The organism is Desulforhopalus singaporensis, from assembly GCF_900104445.1.
Taxonomy (GTDB): Bacteria; Desulfobacterota; Desulfobulbia; order Desulfobulbales; family Desulfocapsaceae; genus Desulforhopalus_A; species Desulforhopalus_A singaporensis.
This window is the reverse complement of record NZ_FNJI01000009.1, coordinates 41,167-64,239: the sequence shown is the minus strand read 5'-3', so window position 1 is coordinate 64,239 and position 23,073 is coordinate 41,167. Positions and strand designations below refer to the sequence as shown.

Annotated in this window: 20 protein-coding genes; 5 read left to right on the top strand and 15 right to left on the bottom strand. The window is 51.1% G+C overall.

The window, feature by feature from the left end:
- Window positions 1–4 precede the first annotated feature (4 nt).
- From BLQ17_RS08075 to kdsB, 3 genes are all read right to left on the bottom strand, one after another.
- A complete protein-coding gene (locus BLQ17_RS08075) occupies window positions 5–385 on the bottom strand; it encodes a response regulator (protein WP_092221659.1) in 381 nt (126 codons plus the stop codon).
- 25 nt (window positions 386–410) lie between these two features.
- Entirely contained in the window at window positions 411–2,738 is a 2,328-nt protein-coding gene (locus BLQ17_RS08070; RefSeq protein ID WP_092221657.1) for a gluconeogenesis factor YvcK family protein, read from the bottom strand.
- Between the two features lie 71 nt (window positions 2,739–2,809).
- Complete coding sequence (gene kdsB / locus BLQ17_RS08065; protein ID WP_092221655.1) at window positions 2,810–3,568, bottom strand: 3-deoxy-manno-octulosonate cytidylyltransferase; 759 nt, start codon at window positions 3,566–3,568, stop codon at window positions 2,810–2,812.
- A 63-nt stretch (window positions 3,569–3,631) separates the two neighbouring features.
- Between kdsB and BLQ17_RS08060 the strand changes: the two genes are divergently transcribed.
- On the top strand, window positions 3,632–4,426 hold the full coding sequence (locus BLQ17_RS08060) for a class I SAM-dependent methyltransferase (protein ID WP_092221653.1): 795 nt from the start codon (window positions 3,632–3,634) through the stop codon (window positions 4,424–4,426).
- Between the two features lie 23 nt (window positions 4,427–4,449).
- On the opposite strand, the gene BLQ17_RS08055 is transcribed toward BLQ17_RS08060, so the two are convergent.
- From BLQ17_RS08055 to BLQ17_RS08045, 3 genes are all read right to left on the bottom strand, one after another.
- On the bottom strand, window positions 4,450–4,911 hold the full coding sequence (locus BLQ17_RS08055) for a 23S rRNA (pseudouridine(1915)-N(3))-methyltransferase RlmH (RefSeq protein ID WP_143005464.1): 462 nt from the start codon (window positions 4,909–4,911) through the stop codon (window positions 4,450–4,452).
- Between the two features lie 61 nt (window positions 4,912–4,972).
- A complete protein-coding gene (locus BLQ17_RS08050; protein WP_092221650.1) occupies window positions 4,973–5,371 on the bottom strand; it encodes a YkgJ family cysteine cluster protein in 399 nt (132 codons plus the stop codon).
- Between the two features lie 132 nt (window positions 5,372–5,503).
- A complete protein-coding gene (locus tag BLQ17_RS08045; protein ID WP_245695046.1) occupies window positions 5,504–6,067 on the bottom strand; it encodes a YqgE/AlgH family protein in 564 nt (187 codons plus the stop codon).
- A gap of 279 nt (window positions 6,068–6,346) precedes the next feature.
- Between BLQ17_RS08045 and glgB the strand changes: the two genes are divergently transcribed.
- Window positions 6,347–8,578 (top strand): 1,4-alpha-glucan branching protein GlgB, encoded by a 2,232-nt coding sequence (gene glgB, locus BLQ17_RS08040; protein WP_092221648.1) that lies wholly within the window; start codon window positions 6,347–6,349, stop codon window positions 8,576–8,578.
- Window positions 8,579–8,584: 6 nt separating this feature from the next.
- The gene (locus BLQ17_RS22165) at window positions 8,585–8,779 is read left to right on the top strand and encodes a hypothetical protein (protein WP_143005463.1); all 195 of its coding nucleotides are present in this window, start codon (window positions 8,585–8,587) and stop codon (window positions 8,777–8,779) included.
- A gap of 105 nt (window positions 8,780–8,884) precedes the next feature.
- Here BLQ17_RS22165 and BLQ17_RS23155 read toward each other — a convergent pair whose 3' ends face one another.
- The 8 genes from BLQ17_RS23155 to BLQ17_RS08000 all read right to left on the bottom strand — a co-directional run bounded on the left by BLQ17_RS23155 (window position 8,885) and on the right by BLQ17_RS08000 (window position 19,799).
- A complete protein-coding gene (locus BLQ17_RS23155; protein ID WP_092221646.1) occupies window positions 8,885–11,194 on the bottom strand; it encodes a glycosyltransferase family 4 protein in 2,310 nt (769 codons plus the stop codon).
- On the bottom strand, window positions 11,170–12,114 hold the full coding sequence (locus BLQ17_RS08030) for an ELM1/GtrOC1 family putative glycosyltransferase (protein WP_143005462.1): 945 nt from the start codon (window positions 12,112–12,114) through the stop codon (window positions 11,170–11,172). Before BLQ17_RS08030 ends, BLQ17_RS23155 begins: the two co-directional genes overlap by 25 nt.
- 59 nt (window positions 12,115–12,173) lie before the next feature.
- The gene (pilB, locus tag BLQ17_RS08025; protein WP_092221642.1) at window positions 12,174–14,399 is read right to left on the bottom strand and encodes a type IV-A pilus assembly ATPase PilB; all 2,226 of its coding nucleotides are present in this window, start codon (window positions 14,397–14,399) and stop codon (window positions 12,174–12,176) included.
- Between the two features lie 330 nt (window positions 14,400–14,729).
- On the bottom strand, window positions 14,730–15,662 hold the full coding sequence (locus BLQ17_RS08020; protein ID WP_092221640.1) for an FAD-dependent thymidylate synthase: 933 nt from the start codon (window positions 15,660–15,662) through the stop codon (window positions 14,730–14,732).
- Window positions 15,659–16,846: a cysteine desulfurase NifS gene (gene nifS / locus BLQ17_RS08015; RefSeq protein ID WP_092221638.1), complete on the bottom strand. Its 1,188-nt coding sequence runs from the start codon at window positions 16,844–16,846 to the stop codon at window positions 15,659–15,661. Before nifS ends, BLQ17_RS08020 begins: the two co-directional genes overlap by 4 nt.
- Window position 16,847: 1 nt before the next feature.
- Window positions 16,848–17,684, bottom strand: coding sequence for a Fe-S cluster assembly protein NifU (nifU, locus tag BLQ17_RS08010; protein ID WP_092221636.1), 837 nt, complete (start codon window positions 17,682–17,684; stop codon window positions 16,848–16,850).
- Window positions 17,685–17,831: 147 nt separating this feature from the next.
- Window positions 17,832–19,571 carry a phosphohexomutase domain-containing protein gene (locus tag BLQ17_RS08005; RefSeq protein ID WP_092221634.1) on the bottom strand — a complete coding sequence of 580 codons (1,740 nt, stop codon included), beginning with the start codon at window positions 19,569–19,571 and terminating at the stop codon, window positions 17,832–17,834.
- Between the two features lie 57 nt (window positions 19,572–19,628).
- Window positions 19,629–19,799, bottom strand: a complete 171-nt coding sequence (locus BLQ17_RS08000) for a Trm112 family protein (protein WP_092221632.1) — start codon at window positions 19,797–19,799, stop codon at window positions 19,629–19,631.
- A gap of 142 nt (window positions 19,800–19,941) precedes the next feature.
- Between BLQ17_RS08000 and proC the strand changes: the two genes are divergently transcribed.
- Entirely contained in the window at window positions 19,942–20,757 is an 816-nt protein-coding gene (gene proC / locus BLQ17_RS07995) for a pyrroline-5-carboxylate reductase (RefSeq protein WP_092221630.1), read from the top strand.
- The gene (locus BLQ17_RS07990; protein ID WP_092221628.1) at window positions 20,754–21,623 is read left to right on the top strand and encodes an NAD(+)/NADH kinase; all 870 of its coding nucleotides are present in this window, start codon (window positions 20,754–20,756) and stop codon (window positions 21,621–21,623) included. The genes proC and BLQ17_RS07990 overlap by 4 nt, the downstream gene beginning before the upstream one ends.
- Before the next feature lie 53 nt (window positions 21,624–21,676).
- On the opposite strand, the gene BLQ17_RS07985 is transcribed toward BLQ17_RS07990, so the two are convergent.
- A complete protein-coding gene (locus BLQ17_RS07985) occupies window positions 21,677–23,068 on the bottom strand; it encodes a sigma-54-dependent transcriptional regulator (protein WP_092221626.1) in 1,392 nt (463 codons plus the stop codon).
- Between the last annotated feature and the right edge of the window lie 5 nt (window positions 23,069–23,073).

Sequence of the window (23,073 nt, the reverse complement as noted above, 5' to 3'; positions counted from 1 at the left end):
CACCCTACGCGATGTGGGGTAATCCTTTTTGCCATTCATGTACTGCCTGCACAATCTGCGTCATGTCCAGAGGTTTGGCGAACACTCGCCAGGCACCGAGGATCTCCGCCATCTGCAGGTACGATTCCGAACCGATCTGGCCGCCCCCGGAAATAGCTATAATTCCTACCTGGGGATAATTTTCCCTGAACAGGGAAATTGTCTCTATTCCCTCCTGAACCGGCATTATCAGGTCGCAGATGAGCATGTCAGCCCGATGTTTTTGCTGCGCTTTCATCCCCTCCAATCCATTGGCCGCTTCAAGAACTTCAAAATTCTCCTTTTCCAGCCAGATTTTGAAAAGATCGCGAGTTCTGTGGTCGTCGTCTATTATCAATATCTTCATCTTGTTTTCGCTGTTTCAGTCGATCTTACGGTTTGAGGTCACCGTAAAACACAACTTCTCGGAAAAAATCGACCATTTTTCGTCGACGGTCAGCCATGCGGACCTGCTCGGGTATCAGGTCCGACTTTCTAATTTTCATGACGGACATCTTGTACTCGATATGCGAAGCGAGCTGGTTGTCAACATACCAGGCATACATGAGCCCCATCAGCAATCCGGGCGGGGTGAACCCCTCCCCTCTGTTTACCAGTCGTGTATAGTGATTATGATCCCCTGTATCACACATCCTTGACAGCGACAAAAAGGTCTTTATCTGGTGTGTGTCAAAATAACAACGCCTTTGGGGCTCCGCAGCCAGGTACAGATGGTATACGCGGCCAAGCCCGATTCCGTCTATCACCACGTCCTCCATTATCTTTTCCGCTGCATAATTTCCCAGCAGGGACTCACCAAGCGCCACCATAAAGGCCACTTCGAGATTGCGGCGATCTCTGAACTGATCTGCTCGTATCTTTATGCATCCGTCAGCGGGATCAAAAAAGGAGAAAACGTTGTCCCACTGTTGGTCGCGTTTCCATAGCTCGGAGGAAACGCAGAATATATCCCTAAAAAATCCCAGATGGGCGATCGGTATCACCGGATGATCGCACAGGATATCGACGATCATGCTCTTAATATGAGATAGGTCTGGTTTTTTGTCAAGTCCGATGCAGCAAATTTTAAGCGAATCTATCTTCTCACTTATTTTGCGATATTTAATATACGGTTTGATCGTCTGTCTCAGCTTCTCGGGACACTTCTCTGTCGACCGATTTTGGGGTTGCAGATTTTTATCAGCGCTCCCTCCGGTTCCGCCCTCCCGGGAGGCAACAATTCCTTTTTCCCAGCATTTACGGCCGTTATAGAGAGCTTTAATGGCAAGGGCCAACCGCTCCTGATCATGCTGGATAACCCCTCTATCGTTCAAGGCAGCTGTGGAAAATATATCGCACTCGACCGGAAAAAAGTTTGAGCCGACCAGCTTTTCCTTGTCCAGGTAAATAGGCACCTTGCCTTCGACACCATATCTTTGCAAGACCGATCCCGGGATATCTTTTAACGACACGCACAAGACTTCATTGAACAGGTCCCTGGTACCTCCGGGGATGTTTTCTTCATAGGCCCGGATCATGTCGGAGACATGAAATTTGCGTTCGGGGTTCACCAGTGAAAGATCCGTCTCGCCCGCCTGGACCCAGAGATTTGAAATCAATATTTTCATGGCCCTGGTGTTTGACCTGACCGCCTCGGCAAGCCCGGGTACCTTGAATACCGGGATTATAGAGGAATAGAGACTGCCTGGGGCGAACACCACTATATCAGCCCGTTCGATGTCTTCTATGATCTCATCATAAGTTCTGGCCTCACCACAGTAATCGACATGCACGGAATCCACCGGAACTCCACGGGTGGCCGTGCTCAATTTATGTTCACCGGTAATTTCCACACCGTTGGTGTAGAGCACCCGCAGCTGCGCAGGCGTAGAAGTGCAAGGCATTACCGCCCTTGGTGCAGCCCCGATTATCCTGCCCAGACGATCCAGGCCGTCCCTGATTGCGCAATGGGCGGCGATATCGGAATCATCAACCCCGCTGGCGCCATAGTTGTCCTGTTCGCGGAAAACGGCGGCGGCGATGAGCAGATTTCCCATGCAGTGGGATCTTTTGAGGCTCTTGCCAAGTTTTTTACTGACAAACAGGTAATCCATCAGAGTGCGGAGGTAGCTGGCCATATCCTGGGGCAAACTCTCCACCTCCTTTTTTATCTCTTGAAAATGAGGATGTTGCCGCGTAAGGGGGCCGGTAAACCGCCAGTTAAACAGTCGCCACAGCACACCGGCAACCCGGTGGGCTTCGGTCTTGCCTAAATTGTACAACTCCCAGAGTCGGTTAAGCTGAACCGAAGACAGCAGCACGTGACGAATATCTCCCACAGCTATCAGGTCAATGTCCTTGAGCAATTCTCCCGTTGATCCGCCATCGTCGGTTACACAGACCACGGAACGGGTTCTGGGGAAGAGTTCCTTGAGGCCGTTGTAAGGACGAGCGCACCAGCCGTAAAGTCTCGAATCTCCGCCGATGATGTTGGAAAGTCCGGTTCCGCCGCCGAAAACCACGACCCTGACATTTTCAACTCCGGTTTGCAGCAGTTCTTCTCTTATGGTTTTAAGATACCCGCTGAGGTGTGCGGGAAGCTGTGCAGGGACTCCCTGCAGAACAAGATCGACCAGTTTTTCGCGGATATCCTGGCCTGGCTGGAGCTCCAGGGGAGAAAACGTAAGATTTTTTATGGAAGAAAAATGTTCTTTAATCACGGCTTATAGCAGAATAATAGAGCATTACTGGCACAGATGATGCTCCCTGTTTATCAGGCGGGTTTTTATATTTATTTCCGGCTCAAAGAGGTTTCGACCCTTTTAAGGTCCTCAGGGGTATCTACTTCGATTGAGTCGTGACCGGTGAGGACAACCTTGATCTTATAGCCGTACTCCAGCGCTCTCAACTGCTCAAGTTTTTCAAATTTTTCCCAGTTTCCTTCCGGTAGAGCGACAAAAGTAAGCAGGAAGCCCTTCCTGTAGGCATAAAAGCCGAGATGTTTATAATAGATCGGGGTTTCCTGTTCATCCGGGTTTCGCTGAAACGGGATGGGTGCCCGCGAAAAGTAGAGAGCGTAATTATCCCTGTCGAACACGGTTTTCACATGATTCGGATCGTTTATTTCCTCTTCACGGATTATCCGGTATATAAGCGTTGCCATCGGCAACGCCGGATCTTCCACCAGCGGTCTCGCCACCTGTTCTACAACCTCAGGGGCAAACAGCGGCTGATCGCCCTGGATATTCACCACTATATCGTGCTCCGAGATCTTTAATATCTCGGCAGCTTCCGCCAGCCTGTCGGATCCGGATACGTGGTCCTTGCGGGTCATGACGTACTCTCCGCCAAAACCGGCGACACACGCTGCAATCCGCTCATCGTCGGTGGCCACCACAACCCGTGAAAGTATGTCGACGCTCCGGGCCCGCTCGACCACATGCTGTATCATTGGCTTGCCGTCTATCAGCGCCAGAGGTTTCCCCGGGAACCTGTTTGAATCAAAACGTGCAGGAATAATTGCAACTACCGAAGAATTTATATTTGTCATGAATATTTTCCCGATTATAGTATGGACCCAGTTCGATAACCTCAGACTGACCTTCTCTTTACTATGGACTACACCCCGACCCCGGCAGCACCGACATCTCTGTGCGTCACGGTTGACGACCCTGCGCTCCAGCAAAAAGGAGAAAGTCTGGCCGACCGGTTGAATCTTAATTTTGCAGGCCAGACGGACTGCTGCACCACCGATCTGGTACTGTTTTATACCCGTGAAGGACTCAAGCTCGGCCACTTTGTCAAGGATAAACTCAAACCCCTTGTTTTCATAGACTTTATAACAGGCAAAAAAGGGTTTCGTCACGTCAAAAACTACACCATCAGCCAACCCCTGGCCAGGGCCGTCGGCGTAAAACCGGGATACAGGCCCAGAATCCTGGATGCCACGGCAGGTCTTGGCGCAGATGGTTTCGCCCTTGCCGTCCTTGGATGCAGCGTCACCCTTTTTGAGCGAAATCCCGTCCTTTACGAGCTGCTCAAGGATGGTCTTGAGCGCGCTGGCAAGCAGCCGGAGTCAGCCGCTATCATAGCAGAAAAAGTGCAATTGATCCAGACTGATATCATCACCTCCCACGAAAGTCTCAATGGCCTCTTTGACACCGTCTACCTCGACCCGATGTATCCCCACAGAAACTCGTCGGCACTCAACAAACAGGTGATGCGGATACTCAGGCTGCTGGTGGGCGATGACGAGGACAGCCACCGGTTGTTTTATGCGGCAAGAACACTCGCTCCAGCGAGGATTGCGGTAAAAAGACCAAAAGGAGCGCCCTGCATCGCCGATCTTCGCCCTGACCACCAGGTGAAAATGAAGAGCGGTCGTTTTGATATCTATTTCAAAAAATGACAGGTGCGAAAAAATCTGCAAGCTTACTTGTGATACTTCTCCCCAGCCTTGATGGTGTAGGCCCGATAGAGCTGTTCAACCAGGAGCAGACGTATCATATCGTGGGTGAAAGTCATTTTAGAGAACGAAAGCAACATGTCTGCCTGGTCGATCACCTTTTGCGCATGTCCTTCGGGACCGCCAATCAGATAGCAGATATGTTTCACCCCATTCATTTCCCAGCGGGTTATCTGGTCAGCAAATTTCTCTGAACTGAGCTGTTTGCCCCTGCTGTCAAGCACTATTTTCATGGCTCCTGCCTGAACGGCACCGAGAAGGACATCGCCTTGCGCATCGACAGGATTTGATGACTTTCCCGGATTTTTCTCCTTGAGGGTGGAGATGGTAAAGTTGGTATAATGGCCGAGCCGACCGGTGAATTCATCGATTCCTTTGCGCAGGTAATTATCCTTTGTCTTGCCCAGCAGCAGGATCTCGTGTTTCATGAAAGTATCAGTAAAAAAAAGTGTTCGTTTTGCTCTGATCACCCCAACCACTGTCGCAGAATCAGCACACTATTCTGCCGCTTTTCACCAGCTGGAGTAAAATCTCACAAAATTTCTCATACCCTATCTCCCTGTTGATGCCAGGGCAGGATTCGGCGATGGTGGTGAAGTTGTTTCTGTCGCTGACAATCGATGGATGCAGGGGCCACTGCGCACAACGCCAGGGTCTTCCCTCGTGAACGGTGCATCCTTCATCGTAAAAGATACAGTGGCCATCAACCGTTTTCATCTGGACTACCGATCCGGTTACCCGCCAGTATCTTGTTTTGACCTGATCCCGGCTAAGCCTGAGCGTCCGGATCATGTTTTCCTGATCTTCTTGGTCAAGGGAGACGGTGGTGTTGCCCTGGCAACAGTAACCGCATCTTTTACAGGTAAATATATCGGAAATTTTAACCATTTATTATCTCCGGCGTCTTTCACAAAGACCCATGTTACAGTATAGTGCGATGTACATAACCGCTGGAAAAAAAGACAGACCCGGGCAGGACAACAGGGTGACAGCTTCACCAATCATGCGGGGTGACGACTTTTATGCGTAGCCGATTTCATCTTCAAACGTGGTAATATCGATTCCGTACTGCATAGCCGCTGCCTTCCACTTCTGCTCATCGGCCATATTGAATATAATTTCATTGTTTGCCGGAAGGGTCAGCCACCCCTGTTCGACCAGTTCCCGTTCGAGTTGCCCAGGTCCCCAGCCGGTATAGCCAAGGAGGAAAAGATAGGTTGCAGGCCCCTTTCCCAACGAGATATCTTCAAGAACCTTTGTTTCCCTGGTAAGGGAAACCGAGCTTGTCACCTCAAGCTGATGTTCGGTCTTGTAATCAGACAGGTAGAGGATAAAAGCTGACTCCAGCTCGACAGGGCCGCCGATATGTATCTGTGGAAGAGTGTTTTGCGGCACCGGAAGATCTGCTCCCTTGAGGATCTCGGCCATGGTTATGGAACTGTTCGGTCTGTTAATCGCCAGCCCCATCGCTCCATCGGCATTGTGCGCGCATATATAGATGACATGTTCTGCAAAACGTGGATCGGGCATCTGGGGGGTGGAAACCAGGAAATGTCCCACGAGGGAATTGAATTCTTCAGTCACAGATTATTCCTGTAAAATAGCATTTTTCTTGTTTCCGTACCAACACTGTCTCAACTCTTTCCGGCATTGCCATGCCGTGTCTGTGCCACTTTATACTGAAATCGTTTTTTTTTCTTTAATTAAATTCTATCAAACTATTTTTATCGGCGTCAAGACGGCAGGGCCAGGCTACGTACCGCCTGTTTATATTGACGCGACCACAATTTGGGTGGTGACAAACCAGTTGTGATAACATACTATGAGCGTAACACGTTATCTACATACCGAAACCGTTGCATTATGGATGACATAGAAAAGGTAATAGCTGCTTGCCATCATGACCCCGCTGCGGTGCTGGGTGCCCATTTCGGAACCCCCGACAGCGACCAGGTGACCGTGCGCACTTATCAGCCGGACGCGCTGCGCGTCGAGTTTGTTCATAACGGACAATCCCGCGATATGCAACGAATCGGCACCAGCGGCATGTTCAGCATAATAGTGCCGCAGGCGGTTTTGTCCGACCGCCGACTGCCCCCGTTTACCTACCAGTTCAAGGTTCATTTTCCCGGCCAGCCCATCAGCCTCACCAACGACCCCTACCGATTCGCGGTACAGCTTGGAGAGCTTGACCGACATCTCTTCAGCCAAGGGACCAATTACCGGATCTACGAACATCTCGGAGCCCACTGCACCGAGGTCGAACATGTATCGGGCGTGATCTTCAGGGTGTGGGCCCCGAACGCCAAGGGTGTCTCAGTTATTGGCAACTTCAACTCATGGGACCATAGAATCCACCAGATGCGGGTCATAGGATCATCGGGGATATGGGAAATCTTTATTCCTCATCTGGGGCGGGATGAAATCTATAAATTCTCTGTTTTGACAAAACAGGGGGAGAGGATCGACAAGAGCGATCCTTTTCAGTTCTACGGTGAACTACGACCGGCGACCGGATCGATCATACATTCAACGAACAACTTCAACTGGACAGACAATCTCTGGCAGCAACAGAAGACCAGGACGTCGCCATACCCTAGTCCGATGATCGTTTATGAGGTCCACCCCGGTTCGTGGCAGAGGGATCCCGCCGCACCGGACAGATTTTTCACCTTTCTGGAACTGGCCGATAAGCTGATCCCCTACGTTAAGCACATGGGCTTTACCCATATCGAACTCCTGCCGGTAATGGAACACCCTCTTGACGAGTCCTGGGGATACCAGGTAGCTGCCCCCTTTTCCCTGACGAGCCGCTACGGCACCCCGGAAGAATTCCAGGAATTTGTTAATCGAGCTCACGCCAGCAATATAGGCGTGATCCTGGACTGGGTCCCGGCACATTTCCCCAAAGATGCGCACAGTCTCGGCAATTTCGACGGCACCGCTCTGTACGAACACGCCGACCACAGGCGCGGCTCCCATCCGCAATGGGGAACTTACATCTACAACTACGGCCGTCGCGAAGTGAGCAACTACCTGATATCAAACGCTCTTTTCTGGATCGAAAAATACCACATCGACGGGCTGCGGGTCGACGCGGTGGCCTCGATGCTCTACCTCGACTACGCCAGAGACGACGGAGACTGGCTGCCCAACAGGTACGGCGGAAAAGAGAACCTGGAAGCCATCGAGTTTCTCAGGCACCTCAACTCCATAGTGTATGAAAAGCATCCCAATTGTCTCATGATCGCCGAGGAATCGACCAGTTTCTACGGTGTTTCCCGGCCCGCAGACCATGGCGGCCTCGGTTTTGGCTTTAAATGGAACATGGGCTGGATGAATGATATTCTCGACTACTTTTCCCGAGATCCCGTCCACAGAAAATATCATCACAACAACCTCACCTTTTCGTTGATGTACGCCTTTTCGGAAAACTTCATCCTTCCGCTCTCCCACGACGAGGTAGTACATGGTAAAAGATCCATGCTGAACAAAATGTTCGGAGACAGATGGCAGAAGTTCGCCAACCAGCGCCTTCTCTTTCTGTTTATGTGGATGCATCCGGGGAAAAAACTCATTTTTATGGGCATGGAATTCGGCCAGTGGAACGAGTGGTATTGCAAACGGAGCCTAGACTGGCATCTGCTCGATGACGCCTGCCACCGGCAGCTGCAGACGTACGTACAGGAATTAAACGGTTTTTACCTTGAAAACAGCGGAATATGGGAACGCGACTTTGATCATGAAGGATTTTCCTGGCTCGATTTCCATGACCGTGACAACTCGGTGATCTCCTTTGCCAGGTTTGGCCGGGATCGTGACAATCATCTCATCTGCATCCTGAATTTTACGCCGAACAGACTCGACAACTATCAACTAGGACTTGTCAGCAACCAAAAATACAGGATCATCTTTAGTTCAGATCAGGAAAAATACGGAGGGACAGGGCGCTGCGACTGCGAGACGCTGATCTCTCCGATACCTGCTCCCGGCGGCGGCGCAGATTATCATGCCAGCCTGACCATTCCCCCGCTGGGGGGACTTGTTTTGAAGCCGGAGGGACAGCAATCAATCAACATTCAGCATACACAGTAGGGATAAATGACACCTTCCACGATGCACCCTCCCGGGGAGAAAATGAAAAAGGCGATCAAGGAGTTCTGCGAACAACTTGAGAAAAAAGGGGAATCTCAGAGAAAACGTATCCTGCAGAACGTGGCGATCAAGTATGACCTTTCCCCCAAGGAATTTGATTTTCTCGAACGCCACTGTCTTGACGACAAAACAAAACAATAGCAGCAGTCCCCTGCACTCAAGGTGCCTGCAGGGAACTTTGGCGGGGTCACATACGACCACTGGACAGTAAAATGTATAAAACCTTTACCCTGAAGCCTGGATGACTCAGCAGGTAAGCTCGATATTTTTCTTTGCCAGCAGCAGTTCTGCGTAAAAATCCAGGGTCTGCTCGCACATGGCATGTGCCGTAAAATTGGATTTTACCCTTGCCCGGTTTTTCTCGCCTATTAATTTCAGTTTGTTGCGATCGGTCGCCAGAGCCTCTCCAATGGCCCTTGCCAGCTCGTCCGGATCGGAGGGTTTTACCAGCCAGCCGTTTTCTCCTGGAATGACGGTTTCCAGGGAACCCCCGTGTGCGGTAGCGATAACGGGACACCCCATCGCCATCGCTTCGACGGTCGTCCTCCCGAACGCTTCCGGCTCAAGTGACGAAGCCGATATAACAATATCCGACAGGTAAAACGCCGCCGGCATATCCCCACAGTGGCCGACCAGCTTCACCTTACCTGCCAGGTTGTTTTTGTCGATGAACTGCCTGAGTTCCTCCACGTATCCCGGATTACTCTCTACATCTCCCACGATAAGTGCCTGGTAATCGAAGCTATTCACCTGGCACAGGCTTTTTAAAAAGACTTCCTGTCCTTTCAGGCGGGTAAGACGGCCGGGGAGGGTTATTACAGGTTTTTCCGGCTCTACCCCCCAACTCCGGCGGAGCCTGGCGACCCTTTGCAGATCGATATTGTCCGGGTCAAAAGACGACATCTCCACTCCGCGGAATATCCGCTTGACCCGGTCGGTCCTGCCGTACTGCTCTTCAATATGTTTTTTTATCGAATCAGAGACCGCGATAACCCCGTCTCCTTTAGTCATTATCGCGCTGTAGCTGTTCACCGAGTAGAAACCGTGAAAAGTCGTAACCAGCACAGGTCTTTTGCCTGGTGGAATCGACAACCACGCAAGGTAGCCGACCCAGGCGGGTACTCTCGACCTCATGTGCAGGATGTCTACGTTTTTCAGAATCTTCTGCCTGAGCGGCAGAATCTGCATGAGGGAGATGGGACTCTTGGACCCTATCTTCATCGTATGGTGAATGCTCCCTTCCTTGGTCAGTTGCTCAACAAGCCTTCCGCCGCCGGATACCACCTGGGACTCATGATTGTTCAGGGCGAGAAAACGCCCCATTTCAAGGGTACCCCTTTCCACCCCGCCGCTGTTCAGCATGGGCAGCAGCTGCATTACGTTGACCTTGTCTTTCTTTATCGGCCTGGTCCTCTCATCATAACTGGTCTGATAAAGTTCGACGGTCTTCTCACACATCTGCCTGGCGGTAAATTTTTCAAGCACCCTCTGCCGCCCTTTTCTACCGAACTCTTCGCGTTTTTTTCGATCGGACAACGCGTCGATAATTGCATCCGCCATTGCCACAGCGTTCATCGGCGGTATCAGCCAGCCTGTCTGGCCGTCTATAACAGTTTCAAGGCTCCCGCCATGGGCGGTGGCGATAACCGCCCTGCCCATGGCCATTGCTTCGATCGCCACTTTACCGAAAGCCTCCGGCTGGGTGGAAGATGCCGACACCACCACATCGGCAAGCATAAGAGCGGCCGGCATATCGTCGCAGTGGCCGACAAAATATACCTGTTCCGTCAACCCGTGGGACTTCACCTTGTCCCCCAGTTTCTTGGCATAGCCCGTTTTCTCTTCAATATTGCCAATCAGCAGGCATATAAAATCAGGTCTCTTCTGTTTTACCAGCGTAAGGCTCTCGATCAGTATATCCTGCCCTTTCCACAGCGTGAACCGACCGGGTAGCATGATCACCGCCTTGTCGGCTGTCGGTAAATTCCACTGTTTTCGCAACGCGTCGGTTCTCGACTGTTCTATTTTCTCCGGCGCAAATTCACTTTCCTCAAAACCTCCGTGGATCAGTTCGATTTTCTCCCGGTCCACCTTGTAATGGCTCAGGATATGCTTTTTGATCGTCTCGGAAACCGCCACCACCCTTTCTCCCCTGGTCATAATGGAGGAATAACAGTTGACCGAATAAAAACCGTGAAATGTTGTGACCAGCGAGGGCCGTAAATGTTTTGGCAGACCTTTCCAGGCAAGATAGCCGATCCAGGCCGGCAGCCGTGACCTCAGGTGAAGGACGTCGATATCTTTTTCAACGAGGAATTTCTTGAGTTTTTTAATATACCTGAGACACCTGAAACTCTTTTCACCGATATATTTCCACTCCATGTGGTGACATCCGCCCTGCTCAAGCAGGGGTACGAGCCGACCTCCACCTGAAATTACTATGGATTCATGGCCTTGCTTAGCGAGATAGAGCGCCAGGTCGACAGTTTCGCCCTCTACGCCCCCCTCCTCCAGTTCCGGCAGCAGCTGGACTATTTTGAGTTTTCTGGAAACCATCTCTTCAGTATGTAATCAGCTATCCGCTGCGCTTCGTTTAATTTTTCAACACCGCCAGAAGCTGTGTCGGTCCTATCGTATTCAGGAAAAACATTCACTCTTTTCTGTTGTGAAAGAATTTCCTCGTTTCTCTTGAACTTCTTCTCCTTACTGCTCCACTCCATGGGAAAAATATTGACCCTGCAGCCGGCGGTCATCGCTTCATAAATCATGGAGATCGAATCGGAGGTTACCCACACTGTCTCGGCCCTGTCGTACTGCGTCTCAATCCACCCCGGCCAGGTGTCCTTGAAATCGACGAAATCAACATTGGCCATGTTTTGGTCAAACATTTTCAAGCTTTCTGCGGTATGCGCAGGTGTTCTTGGCGAGGAGGCGATGACCCAGTGGGTTCTGGTGTCTCGGGAGATCACTGCTTGCACCATCGACACCACTTTCTCCTCGATCCAGTAATGCTCTCCCTCAGAAACTCCGCCGACCAGGACCAGCCCCTGGCCCGGCATGTGTTTGCCTTTGTCGTAACACATATTTGGGGCCCCTGCGGTCGTTACAATATTGTCTCCTTTTTTTCCATCATGTCCGGGGACAAAACAGCAATCGAAGAAAGAGCGAAGAATGGAGCCTGGATGCATGCAGCAGAATGCTGGAATACCGAGCTTTTTTTTCAGCGTAAGCGCGATAAAATGAGTCGAAGAGCCGGTGCAGAGCACCAAGTCCGCTCCCTGCAGTTCTTTTTTTTGCGGATACAAAAACGGCACTGCAACAGTGAGGCCGTTGACAATTCTTCTATAGGGGGAAGGACGGGATGTTCTGACCACAGAAACGTGAACCCCGGTTCGCGCCTTGAGGCCTGCTATTATCCCCAGGGTCTGTTTTTCATGACCGGGGCGGCCATCCATTACGGCAATGATATGCAACAACACACTACTCCCTGTTCTGACAAAGGATCACGGGTGAAAAATCTTTCCCCCGCCTCACCTCAATTCTTCAGCATGCGTCTTTGCGTACCGATTCCGGGGCCAGGTCCTTTTACAGGACGTCTCTCTTCGGCAAGTTTTACAATGATCTGATTTGTCCTGTGCAGACGGTTGGTCATTGAACCGAAAATATGTCTTGAGATTTCCGGATATTTCTCAATTATTTCTTCCAGCTTATCCCCCGGATACCTCTTTACCGAGGCCCGACCGTCGGCAATGACGGTTGCGTTCCTTTTTTCGCCGGTAATTGCCGCCATTTCTCCAAAGAAATCTCCGGGTTCCGTCAGTTCGGCAATTTTCTTCCCCTTCTTGACGACCGTCAGCGATCCGCGTATGAGCTTGAAGAAATCAATATCGCTGTTGCCCTCGGAGATTATCTTATCGCCGTCTTCATAAACCTCTTCGTCCGGGTTGACCATATACGCCGGCAGACTCTCCTTATGCGCCACGGTACGCCTCAGGACTTCCTCAAGGCTGGTGACACCGTTTCTCACCTTTTCAAGCGCCGCTTCGCGCAGCGGCGTCATCCCTTCCTTGATGGCAATTTTTCTCAGTTGATCCTCGGGGACTTCAGCATTAATAGCCTTGGCCACTTCATCGGTGACCTCCATCAACTCAAAAAAACCCACTCTGCCCTTGTATCCGAGATTGTTGCATTCGGAGCAACCGGCAGGGCCGTACAGGGTAAGTTGATCGAGCTCATCTTCATGGAACCCGGCCTTGAGCAGTTCTTCCGGATCATGGGTAACTTCTTTCTTGCATTTCTGGCACAGTCGTCTTCCCAGGCGCTGGGAAAGTACCATTGTCACCGACGAAGCGAGCATGTACGGGGGAATTCCGATATCCACCAGACGACCAATGGTCGCCGGCGAATCGTTGGTATGCAGGGTCGAGAACACCAGGTGGCCGGTCATGGCCGCCTTGATGGCGATCTCCGCAGTTTCAATATCTCGTATCTCGCCCACCATGATAATGTCCGGGTCCTGCCGCAAAAAGGCCTTGAGCGCGGCGGCGAAGGTCATACCCACTTCCTGGTGGACATTAACCTGATTGATGCCCTTGAAACTGAACTCCACCGGATCTTCGGCGGTGAGAATCTTGATGTCTTCGTTGTTGAGCGAGTTCAACGCCGAATAGAGGGTAACGGTTTTTCCCGATCCGGTGGGACCGGTAACCAGCAAAAGTCCCTGGGGTTGATTGAGGCAGCGCTTGAGCATTTCAAAGGTTTTCTGCTCAAACCCGAGATGGGTGAGATCGACATTAAGAGACGACTTGTCCAGAATACGCAGAACCACCGACTCACCAAAAAGTGTAGGCAGCGAAGAGACGCGAAAATCAACGGAACGATTGCGTCCCATTCTCATCTTGATACGTCCGTCCTGCGGCACACGGCGTTCGGTAATGTCAAGCCCGGACAAGATCTTGAGTCTTGCCACCAGCGCATTTTTAATGGTCAACGGCAAGTTCATGGTCTTGAACAGCGAACCGTCCTTACGATACCTGACCTGCATGGTCTTCTCATAGGGTTCAACGTGGATGTCGGAAATCCCGTCCTGAACCGCCTTGACAAGTATACCGTTCACCAGCTTGATGATCGGGGCGTCTGAGGCGGCAAACTGGTCGTTGCCTTCCTCGCCGTCATCATCTTCTATCTCGAAGTCATCGGCCGCTTCGGCGACTATCGACCCGAAGTCATCGACCTGGGTGATATCCAGCTCCTCTTCCACCTCCTTGTCCTGAACCCCGAAACAGGACATCGCTTCTTCTTCGCCTACGCCATAGTATTTTTGATAGGCATAGACAATATCCCTTTCCGTGGAAACACAAACCGAGAGTTCTTTGTTGACGAGATTCTGTATTTCCTCCACAGCGCCGGCATCTGATGGCTCGGCCATGGTGATCTGGAGGGTGTTGCCGGCCATCCGCAACGGAAATGCCATAAATTTCTTGGCATATTCATAGGGAAATATTTTCAGGGCATCTCCAGCCGGGTGTTCGCTTTTTAAAGATACCCCGGGATAATTGTGCTGCCTGCTGAGGAAGTTGTAGACAGTATCTTCATCTATAAATTCCAGCTGCCTGAGAATTCCGCCCAGCCTGCCGCCATGCTGTTTCAGATGTTTTTTGGCCGTTTCCAGCTGTGAAGGAGTTATGTAGCCTGCCTTACTGAGCAGTTCACCGATCTTGATTTTTCCGGCTCCGGACTGGTCCTTTACGGTCCTCTTCATCGACGACTTGCGCTGGGGTACAGAACTTCGTGTTACCATTTTACGAGACCATTATTGAAATCTTGATGTTAGAAGGAGAAGCAGCAAGCGTACGCTTGCTGCTATCTTTCACTATACACTATCAAGCCCGGTCAGGCACTTTCTAAGTATTTTCCCGCTGGATATCCGTCGGGGTTCATGATGGCTGCCGTTGAATTGCAACGACCACCATTTAACGTAAGGTATCCAAATATACGTAAGTTTACTGGAAACAGGCTCTATATAACACAAAAAAAATATCCCGGTATAAATAAAAATACCGGGATATTTTTTTTAAAAAGCCCAGGAGAACTACACAAAAATGGCAGGGTATCTCTTCTTGAATTCCTCCGCAAGGGGATTCATGACCTCACGCATCGACGGCTCAGCCGCCTTGGTGGTGCGCAAGCTGAAAATATGCGTCCACTCCTCAAGGTTGCAATATACTATAATTTCCGTTTTGCAGGAGTTCGGCAATACTGTCCTTGCCGCCTGAGGGGTGGAGGATTCAAGCAGTTTGAGGTATCTTTTCTCCGTCATCTCCATAGCTTCCTGCCACAGCTTGTATTCCTCGCTTCCCTCGGCAAAAAACATTGGTTTGATAAACGTCACCTGATTATCGAACTTGTCCTGGTTGTACCGGCAGTAGCGCTGGCTTTCCTGAAGAAAGGAACATGGGCGGTGACGGACGATTTCATGGGTTACCGCACGGTTGACGACGAACAGCACCCCGACATAGCGGTGGCGTGCTTTCAACTCTGCGGGCAGAGCCTCCACTTGTTCCAGACTCATTTTCCTGATGGTAAGGCCCGGGTCGACTTCCAGGGCTTCATGGCTGTCAAAGACCGACTTGAAAAGGTGCGGTTCTTTTTGCGCCAGCCCCGTCACCAGATCGTTTACCAGCTGATTATAGGGATGTTTCTTGTAAAGCTCTCTGAAGGTGCGAATGGAACCGGTAACGATCATACCCGTATCGGTTCTATCCACTTCGAGATATTTAGGCTGACAGGACAATAGCTCAAGCACATGATCGGCATGGCAGGTTACCTCAAACGAGACCACTGCCATCTCCAGAACCGAATTGTGGCCGTGGGCGGCAATCTTCGTTACAAACGGCAGAGCGGAGTCTTCAGTTATCGAATCCTCGCTTTTATAGCAGATCCGGCCGCACTTCTCCAACCTTACGGTTACCGAGCTGTTGTCCAGGTCATCCTGAATCTCAAACGAAGGCTCTACTATTTTCATCCCTTTTTCTCCCAAAATGGTGACATTTCTCTTAGCGAAGCGATAATCGCCGGCATTTTCTCCAGTACGAAATCCACCTCCTCCTCGGTGTTGTAAACACTCAGGGAAAATCTGATCGATCCGTGGGCGGCGGTAAAAGGAACCCCCATTGCCCGCAACACGTGGGAAGGTTCAAGGGAACCCGAGGTACATGCCGAACCTGAAGAGGCGCAGATATTGTAGCGGTTCATGTGCAGCAGTATCGCTTCCCCTTCAACAAACTCAAAACTGATATTTGCCGTATTGGGCAGCCTGTTGGTCTCGTGACCGTTACGCATCGAGCTGGGTATCGATTTCAGCAATCCTTGCTCAAGTTTATCACGTAACGCCTTGACCCGCACGTTTTCCTCTTCCATTTTTTCGGCGGCCAGCTCACAGGCCCTGCCAAGACCAATGATCGAGCTGACATTCTCTGTCCCGCCTCTTCTGCCGTGCTCCTGATGGCCCCCGGTGAGAAAAGGCACAAAAAAGGTACCCTTTCTTGTATACAGCACCCCCACTCCTTTGGGCGCATGCAGCTTATGTCCCGACAGCGAGAGAAAGTCGATATCGAGTTCACCGAGATTGATCGGCACCTTGCCGACGGCCTGCACCGCATCCGTATGGAAGAGGATATCTCTCTTTTTTGCCATTCTCGCCATCTCTTCAACGGGATAAACGACTCCCGTCTCGTTATTGGCCCACATTACACTTACGATGGCGGTATCTTCGGAGAGTGCGGCCCGGTATTCCTCAAGATCCAGCAGACCTTCGGAGTCAACCTTGAGCCTGGTCACCCGGTACTTGTTGCCGGTCACCATCTCCAGATTTTCGCACAGGCTTTTTACCGCAGGGTGTTCGACTCTGGTGGTAATTATGTGGCGCTTGTCGGGATAGGTGCGCAACGCCGACAGTATTGCCGTCGAGTCGCTCTCGGTGCCGCAGCTGGTAAAGGTAATCTCTTCAGGTTCAGTGCCAAGCAGGTTGGCCACCTGGCGGCGCGCTTTCTTTATCGATTCACTGACAGCTCCGCCAAAAGTGTGCATTGAGGAAGGGTTGCCATACAGTTCTGTAAAGTATGGCTTCATTGCTTCAAACACTTCTGGAGCCACTTTGGTCGTGGCATTGTTGTCCATATAGACTACTCTTTCATTGGCTGCACCCATGTCAGTTCTCTTCCTCCACAATCAGGCTTTCAAGCACCAGTTCCCGAAGCTTTTTCTCGACATAATCCTTGATGGTCGTCTGTGATTTCTGACAACTCTTGCAGGCACCAAGCAGTGAAACGGTGACGAAATCTCCGTCGACATCCACAAGCTCGATATCCCCGCCGTCCTTTCTCAGCGCCGGGCGGATTTCCAGATCGAGTACTTCCTCAATTTTCTTGATTTTCTGCAGTACCGTCATACGCTTGGGTTGCGCTTTGACCATAGGGATATCGAGTATCTGGTTCGAGCCCTGCTTCAGCAGTTCCCGCAGGCGATCTTCGCATTTACCACACCCCCCTCCGGCTTTGGTGAAATTGGTGATTTCCTCCACCGACCGGAGGTTTGACTCCTTGACCGCACGCAGTATTTCCAGGTCAGTGACCCCGAAACACTCACAGACCAGCTCCCCCTCGGCCATGGGTGGCACCAGACCGCGATAATCGGCGATGGCAGCTTCCAACGCTTCGCGTCCCATTACCGAACAGTGCATTTTCTCCTTGGGCAGGCCGCCCAGGGCTTCGGCTATATCCTCGTTGGTCACCTTTGCCGCCTCGTCCACTGACATGCCCTTGATTATTTCGGTCAAGACCGACGAGGATGCAATCGCGCTGGCACAGCCGAAGGTCTTGAACTTGGCGTCGACAATAATGTCGTTTTCATCTATTTTAAGCGTCAGCTTTAGGGCGTCGCCGCAAGCAAGGGAGCCGACATCGCCGGTTCCACTGGGATTCTCTATTTCACCTACATTTTTTGGTTCAAGGAAATGTTGTTGAACCTTATCCGTATACTCCCACATAAACCACTCCTGAATTAGTTACATGATAATCGGTATTTTTAACGTACAGCTGACAATAATACCTTGCATGGAAAAAGCAACGTGCAAAGCTCCGCCGTACGGTTCTGATCGGTTGTTATATCTTTTTTGCTTGCTACGAACAATTCTTTACTTGAGAATTCCGATTTCCCGCAGCATATTTTTCGCCGTTTCAACCAGCTCTGCAGCACCGTCTGCGCTCCTCGACTCCACGTAAAAACGGACTTTTGGTTCGGTTCCCGAAGGGCGGATCATCAACCACGAGCCGTCCGCCAGAATCATTTTGTAGCCATCAACATCAATCACTTCTGCAATGGCAAGAGATTGTTCCCCCACCCTCACTTTCTTTCCCGGCCTGTATTGATCAAGTTTACTGAGCGTCTGTTCCAGCTGCCTGCCCTGGATTTCCACCTTGACCCCGTCCCGGTGGGGATAGTACCCGCCGAACCGGGCTTCTATTTTACCAAGATATTCACCCAGGCTCATCCCGGTCGACACCATGATCTCAATTGCCAGCAACAACCCTATATAGGCATCTTTTTCCGGAGTATGTCCGATAATGGAGATGCCGTCCGACTCCTCGAAGATCACAAGCGCCTTGCCGATTACCGGCTTGAAATACTTAAACCCCACCGGCGGCTCAAATACCGATTCGCCGAATCCCATGGCGATGCTGTTGACAAGGTTCGAGGTCGCGACGGTTTTCCCCGCCATCCCCCGTTTTCCTTTTTTTTCATGGAGAAAATGGTAGGCAATGGCACCAAACCTGTTCATGTCTATTTCACTATGGCCGTCATAGAACCTGATCCGGTCGCCGTCGGGATCGATTATCGCTCCCAGCTTAAGAGGTTCTTTTCTTTGCTCAAGCGTTGCAGCTACACCCTTGAGATTTTCCCCCGACGGTTCGGGGGACACGCCGCCAAAAGTTGTATCCCTGGTGTTTCTCAGCAGGACGAGCCTGGATTTGTCACACCCCTGAAAGAACCTGTCCATATGAACCCGGCTGGCTCCGTGGATACAGTCGACGGCTATGGCCATCCTGCCGGCCTTACTCACTTCTGCCAGGGTCTTCTGCAGATTGAGACCATGCTCCGGCTCCCCCTGTTTTACCAGTTCCATCCAGCACTGGAGCGAGTCGAAGAACTCGACCGACGGGTGAACCTCAAGATCGCTCAAGCTCCACAGTTCAGGCGGTGCATCAAGAGCTTCCCGCTCCACTATGGCCTGCGCGTTTTCGGTTATGATCGAAGTGACTTCACCAGGTGCCGGTCCCCCGTCGCCGCCGTTGAATTTATACCCGCCGTATTCCATCGGGTTGTGGGAGGGGGTAAGGTTTATGGAAAAGGCGCAGTTACGGCGTATCAGCGATGCCGACAACACCCCGGTGGTAGATTCTCCTGCGTAATGAACCTTAAAACCTGCCTGGACCAGAACTTTTGCCGCCTGAATGGCCAGGATCTCCCCGCCGAACCGGTTGTCAAACCCGAGTACACACCCCCTTTTTTGCGCGTCTTTGAGGTCTTTGACCTCCAATATCCGGCAGAGCTCGGAACCGCCTTCAAGCCCCCTGTACATGGAGACTATCGCCCTGGTAACCTGGGTAACCGACTTTACGAAAATCTCCTTTCCCAGTACCCCCCGCCAGCCGGAAGTACCAAAAGAGACCGGTTTTTCAGGCGTTCCGGAGTTTTCGATAATTTCGCTGTAGAGCATCTGATACGCCTTGTCGATTCCCTGCTGCCGCAGGTCCTGGCCGCCATAGCCTTTTTTAATCAGTTCACGTATCAGCCCCAGATAATCGCTTTTTCGGTGATCTCCGTTTACAACAAACCGATCAAAAAGATCCCGCAACTGGTTGCGTTCCGCCATAATAAGGTCCTCAGGTCAAAATGGATATAAGAGCTTTTTGCGATACAAGGACGAAAATTATTCTTCGGCTATTTTTTTCGCTTCCTCTATAAGCATTATCGGAATATCGTCCCTTATTTCATAGAGCAGCATGCATTTTTCACAAACCAGCCCCTTATCGTTTTTAAGTTTCACCGGCCCCTTGCATTTGGGGCAGGCGAGTATCTCCAACAGGTCCTTGCTGATCATATCTTCTCTTTATTTTAAGGTTAGCGCGGTTGATACACTTTTTCTTGTGTTGTATTAATGTCACGAATTTGATATTTACCTGAAACCGATTATGATTGCATAGTAAAAGTGGTTTTTATTCATTCAAAGAGTCAGGAACAACATGAGTCAGAAAATTGGTTTTATCGGCGGGGGCCAGATGGCCGAAGCCCTCATCAAGGGAATTATAGCATCGGGTCTCTACAAGGAAGAAAATATTCTGGTCGCCGAACCAAACAGCTTCAGAAGAGATCATCTTGAGAGTAACTACGCTGTAAAAGCCTATTACAGCAATCTCCCGATCTTTGAGAACTGCAAAAATATCATTCTCGCCGTGAAACCGCAAACCATGAAGACCCTGCTTGAAGAGTGCAGAGAGCGGGTCCAGATTCAGCACATTCTGATAAGCATAGCCGCCGGTCTGCCCATATCTTTCTATATCGACACCCTCGGCAAGCCCGAAACCAAAGTGGTCCGAGTCATGCCGAACACCCCGGCCCTTGTTCTCGAAGGCGCTTCAGCCCTGTCGCGGAACAGGAATGTAAGTGACAGCGAGCTGCACGAAGCCGAAGAAATATTCATGGCGGTTGGCGAAGTGGTAATTCTCGACGAGACCCACCTGGACGCTGTCACCGGCCTGAGCGGATCCGGCCCCGCCTACGTCTTTTCTTTTGTCGAAGCGCTGATTGATGCCGGCGTTAAATCAGGACTGACAAGAGCCGTCTCGGAAAAACTTGCCCTGCAGACCGTTTCCGGATCGGTAAAACTCCTGCGGGAAAGCGGAGAACACCCGGCAGCCCTGAGAGGTATGGTAACCTCACCGGGAGGGACCGCGATAACAGCTCTGCACGTTCTGGAAAAAGTAGGTTTTCACGGCATTATCATGGACATAGTAGAGTCCGCGGTAAACCGATCCAAGCAACTGGGCGAAGCTCAATGAGTTCCACAGTTCAATCTTTCAGGGTAAAAAAGCTTCTTTCGTTGAAGAGGGTGGCGATCATCACCAAACTCGACGACGAAAGATCAGACAAACACGCAGCACGCGTTTCCCAATGGCTTAAGCAGCGAAACATTTCCTCAGACCTGAACCATATCGAAGCAGGGCAGGATATGATCATCGTGCTTGGCGGGGACGGCACCCTGTTGCACATTGCGGAAAAAGCCGCAAGATACGCCATACCAGTGCTGGGGATCAACCTTGGCAACCTCGGTTTCCTTACCGAACTAAGAGAAGATGAGACCTTTGCCGCTCTTCAGAAAATTCTCAACACCAGTGTCACCATCGAAAACCGGCTGATGCTCAAGTGCAGCCTGCTCTCCCAGGGCAACCGGTCCTCCTCCAGGTATGCCCTCAACGACATTGTCATCTCCAAACACGTGCTCGACCGGATTCTCCATCTCTCCACCAGGATAGACGAGGAATACATAACCACCTATAAAGCCGACGGGCTTATTTTTTCCTCGCCCACCGGCTCAACCGCCTACAATCTCTCCGCAGGCGGTCCTCTCGTCTACCCGGGCCTTGCCACCATCACCGTCACCCCCATCTGCCCCTTCATGCTGAGCAGCAGACCGATACTGTTGCCGGCCGACAGACAGATAGTGACCCGCTTCGATTCCGACAATTACACCGAACATGGCCAGGTCATAATCGACGGCCAGGCGCTGTGGGAGATGAAAGACGGGGACGAACTGGAGATCGTTACTGCAACCCATGGACTGCAACTGGTGGTATCCTCCGCCAGGGATTACTTTACAATCCTCAGAAACAAACTGCACTGGGGCGTATCCGCACCAAAACAGTAAGGTCTGGAAAAAAGGGATTTCCGAGAACTGAATAATCACCTCTGGGTGGCCAGCTACTGTTTTTTCTTCTTGATGCGGTATTTTTTCATCTTGTATTGCAGCAAGCTCTTCGTGATGCCAAGCTTTTCCGCGGCTCTGGCCTGCACATAGTCGGTATCGTCAAGGGCCTGCAGCAACATTTTTCTCTCAACGGCGTAGAGCACGTCGTTAAGGCCAGTACCCTCGGGTATTACACCCATCAGGTCCAGGCTCTGGTCAAGAAACGAGTTCTGATCGCTGTGCAGGTCGTCCGGCTGCACATCTTCCGCCTCTATTACATTGTTGGAACAGAGTATCGCCGCTCGCTCGATCGTGTTCTCCAATTCCCTGATATTCCCCTCCCAGGGCAGTTTCATGAGCAGTTTCAAAGCGTCCTGGGAAATAGTGAGATCAGGTTTTCCCAGCTCCCCTTGGTATTTTGCGACAAAAAAATCAGCCAAGAGGTGCATGTCATCCATCCTCTCGCGCAGCGCCGGCAGGATAACGGGAATGACATTGAGACGATAGAACAGGTCTTCGCGGAACCGTCCGGAGGCGACTTCTTCACGCAAGTCCTTGTTCGAGGCGCTGATTATGCGTACATCGACTTCGATGGTCTTACCGCCGCCGACGCGCTCAAAGGTTTTCTCCTGCAGGACCCTGAGTAGTTTCGACTGCAGCGACAATGGAATCTCGCCGACTTCATCGAGAAAGATGGTGCCCCTGTCCGCCAGTTCAAACCGCCCTTTACGCATCGCCACTGCACCGGTAAACGCGCCCTTCTCATGTCCGAAAAGTTCACTTTCAAGGAGATTTTCCGACAAAGCGGCACAATTCACAGCAATAAAAGACTCAGATTCCCGGGGGCTGTTCATGTGTATGGCCTTGGCGACCAGCTCTTTTCCGGTACCGCTCTCCCCGGTGATCAGCACCGACGCATGGGTCGGTGAAACCTTCTCTATGAGTTGGTAAACCTCGAGCATTTTTGGGTTTTTGCCGACCATTCCGCTAAAGCCGGTTTTGCCTTTTATCTCGCTTCGCAACCGGGTGTTTTCCCGGATGAGAGAATAGTGGTTAGCCGCCTTGTTAAGAGTTATGATCAGCTCATCGTTGGAAAAAGGTTTGGCCAGATAATTGTATGCGCCCGCCTTCATCGCCTCCACCGCTTTGTCCACTTCGGCAAAAGCGGTGATGACAATTACCGGCAGGTCGGCGAACTTGCCTTTAGCCCTCTTCAGGAACTGGACACCATCCATTTCCGGCATCTGCATATCCGTTATAACAACATCGAGGTCAACGTCGTCCATGATCTTCAGACCCTCTATGCCGCCGGGCGCCGTAAAAACCTCAAACCCCTCGTCCTTCAATAGCTCCGATAAAACGACCAGGTAATTCGGCTCATCATCAACTACGAGAATTGAATACATTTTCT

Bases quoted from the DNA above. Each gene is read 5' to 3' on its own strand.
- BLQ17_RS08075 (WP_092221659.1), bottom strand. From the start codon at position 385: ATGAAGATATTGATAATAGACGACGACCACAGAACTCGCGATCTTTTC.
- kdsB (WP_092221655.1), bottom strand. From the start codon at position 3,568: ATGACAAATATAAATTCTTCGGTAGTTGCAATTATTCCTGCACGTTTT.
- BLQ17_RS08060 (WP_092221653.1), top strand. From the start codon at position 3,632: ATGGACTACACCCCGACCCCGGCAGCACCGACATCTCTGTGCGTCACG.
- BLQ17_RS08055 (WP_143005464.1), bottom strand. From the start codon at position 4,911: ATGAAACACGAGATCCTGCTGCTGGGCAAGACAAAGGATAATTACCTG.
- BLQ17_RS08050 (WP_092221650.1), bottom strand. From the start codon at position 5,371: ATGGTTAAAATTTCCGATATATTTACCTGTAAAAGATGCGGTTACTGT.
- glgB (WP_092221648.1), top strand. From the start codon at position 6,347: ATGGATGACATAGAAAAGGTAATAGCTGCTTGCCATCATGACCCCGCT.
- BLQ17_RS22165 (WP_143005463.1), top strand. From the start codon at position 8,585: ATGACACCTTCCACGATGCACCCTCCCGGGGAGAAAATGAAAAAGGCG.
- BLQ17_RS23155 (WP_092221646.1), bottom strand. From the start codon at position 11,194: ATGGTTTCCAGAAAACTCAAAATAGTCCAGCTGCTGCCGGAACTGGAG.
- pilB (WP_092221642.1), bottom strand. From the start codon at position 14,399: ATGAAGAGGACCGTAAAGGACCAGTCCGGAGCCGGAAAAATCAAGATC.
- BLQ17_RS08020 (WP_092221640.1), bottom strand. From the start codon at position 15,662: ATGAAAATAGTAGAGCCTTCGTTTGAGATTCAGGATGACCTGGACAAC.
- nifS (WP_092221638.1), bottom strand. From the start codon at position 16,846: ATGGGTGCAGCCAATGAAAGAGTAGTCTATATGGACAACAATGCCACG.
- nifU (WP_092221636.1), bottom strand. From the start codon at position 17,684: ATGTGGGAGTATACGGATAAGGTTCAACAACATTTCCTTGAACCAAAA.
- BLQ17_RS08005 (WP_092221634.1), bottom strand. From the start codon at position 19,571: ATGGCGGAACGCAACCAGTTGCGGGATCTTTTTGATCGGTTTGTTGTA.
- BLQ17_RS08000 (WP_092221632.1), bottom strand. From the start codon at position 19,799: ATGATCAGCAAGGACCTGTTGGAGATACTCGCCTGCCCCAAATGCAAG.
- proC (WP_092221630.1), top strand. From the start codon at position 19,942: ATGAGTCAGAAAATTGGTTTTATCGGCGGGGGCCAGATGGCCGAAGCC.
- BLQ17_RS07990 (WP_092221628.1), top strand. From the start codon at position 20,754: ATGAGTTCCACAGTTCAATCTTTCAGGGTAAAAAAGCTTCTTTCGTTG.
- BLQ17_RS07985 (WP_092221626.1), bottom strand. From the start codon at position 23,068: ATGTATTCAATTCTCGTAGTTGATGATGAGCCGAATTACCTGGTCGTT.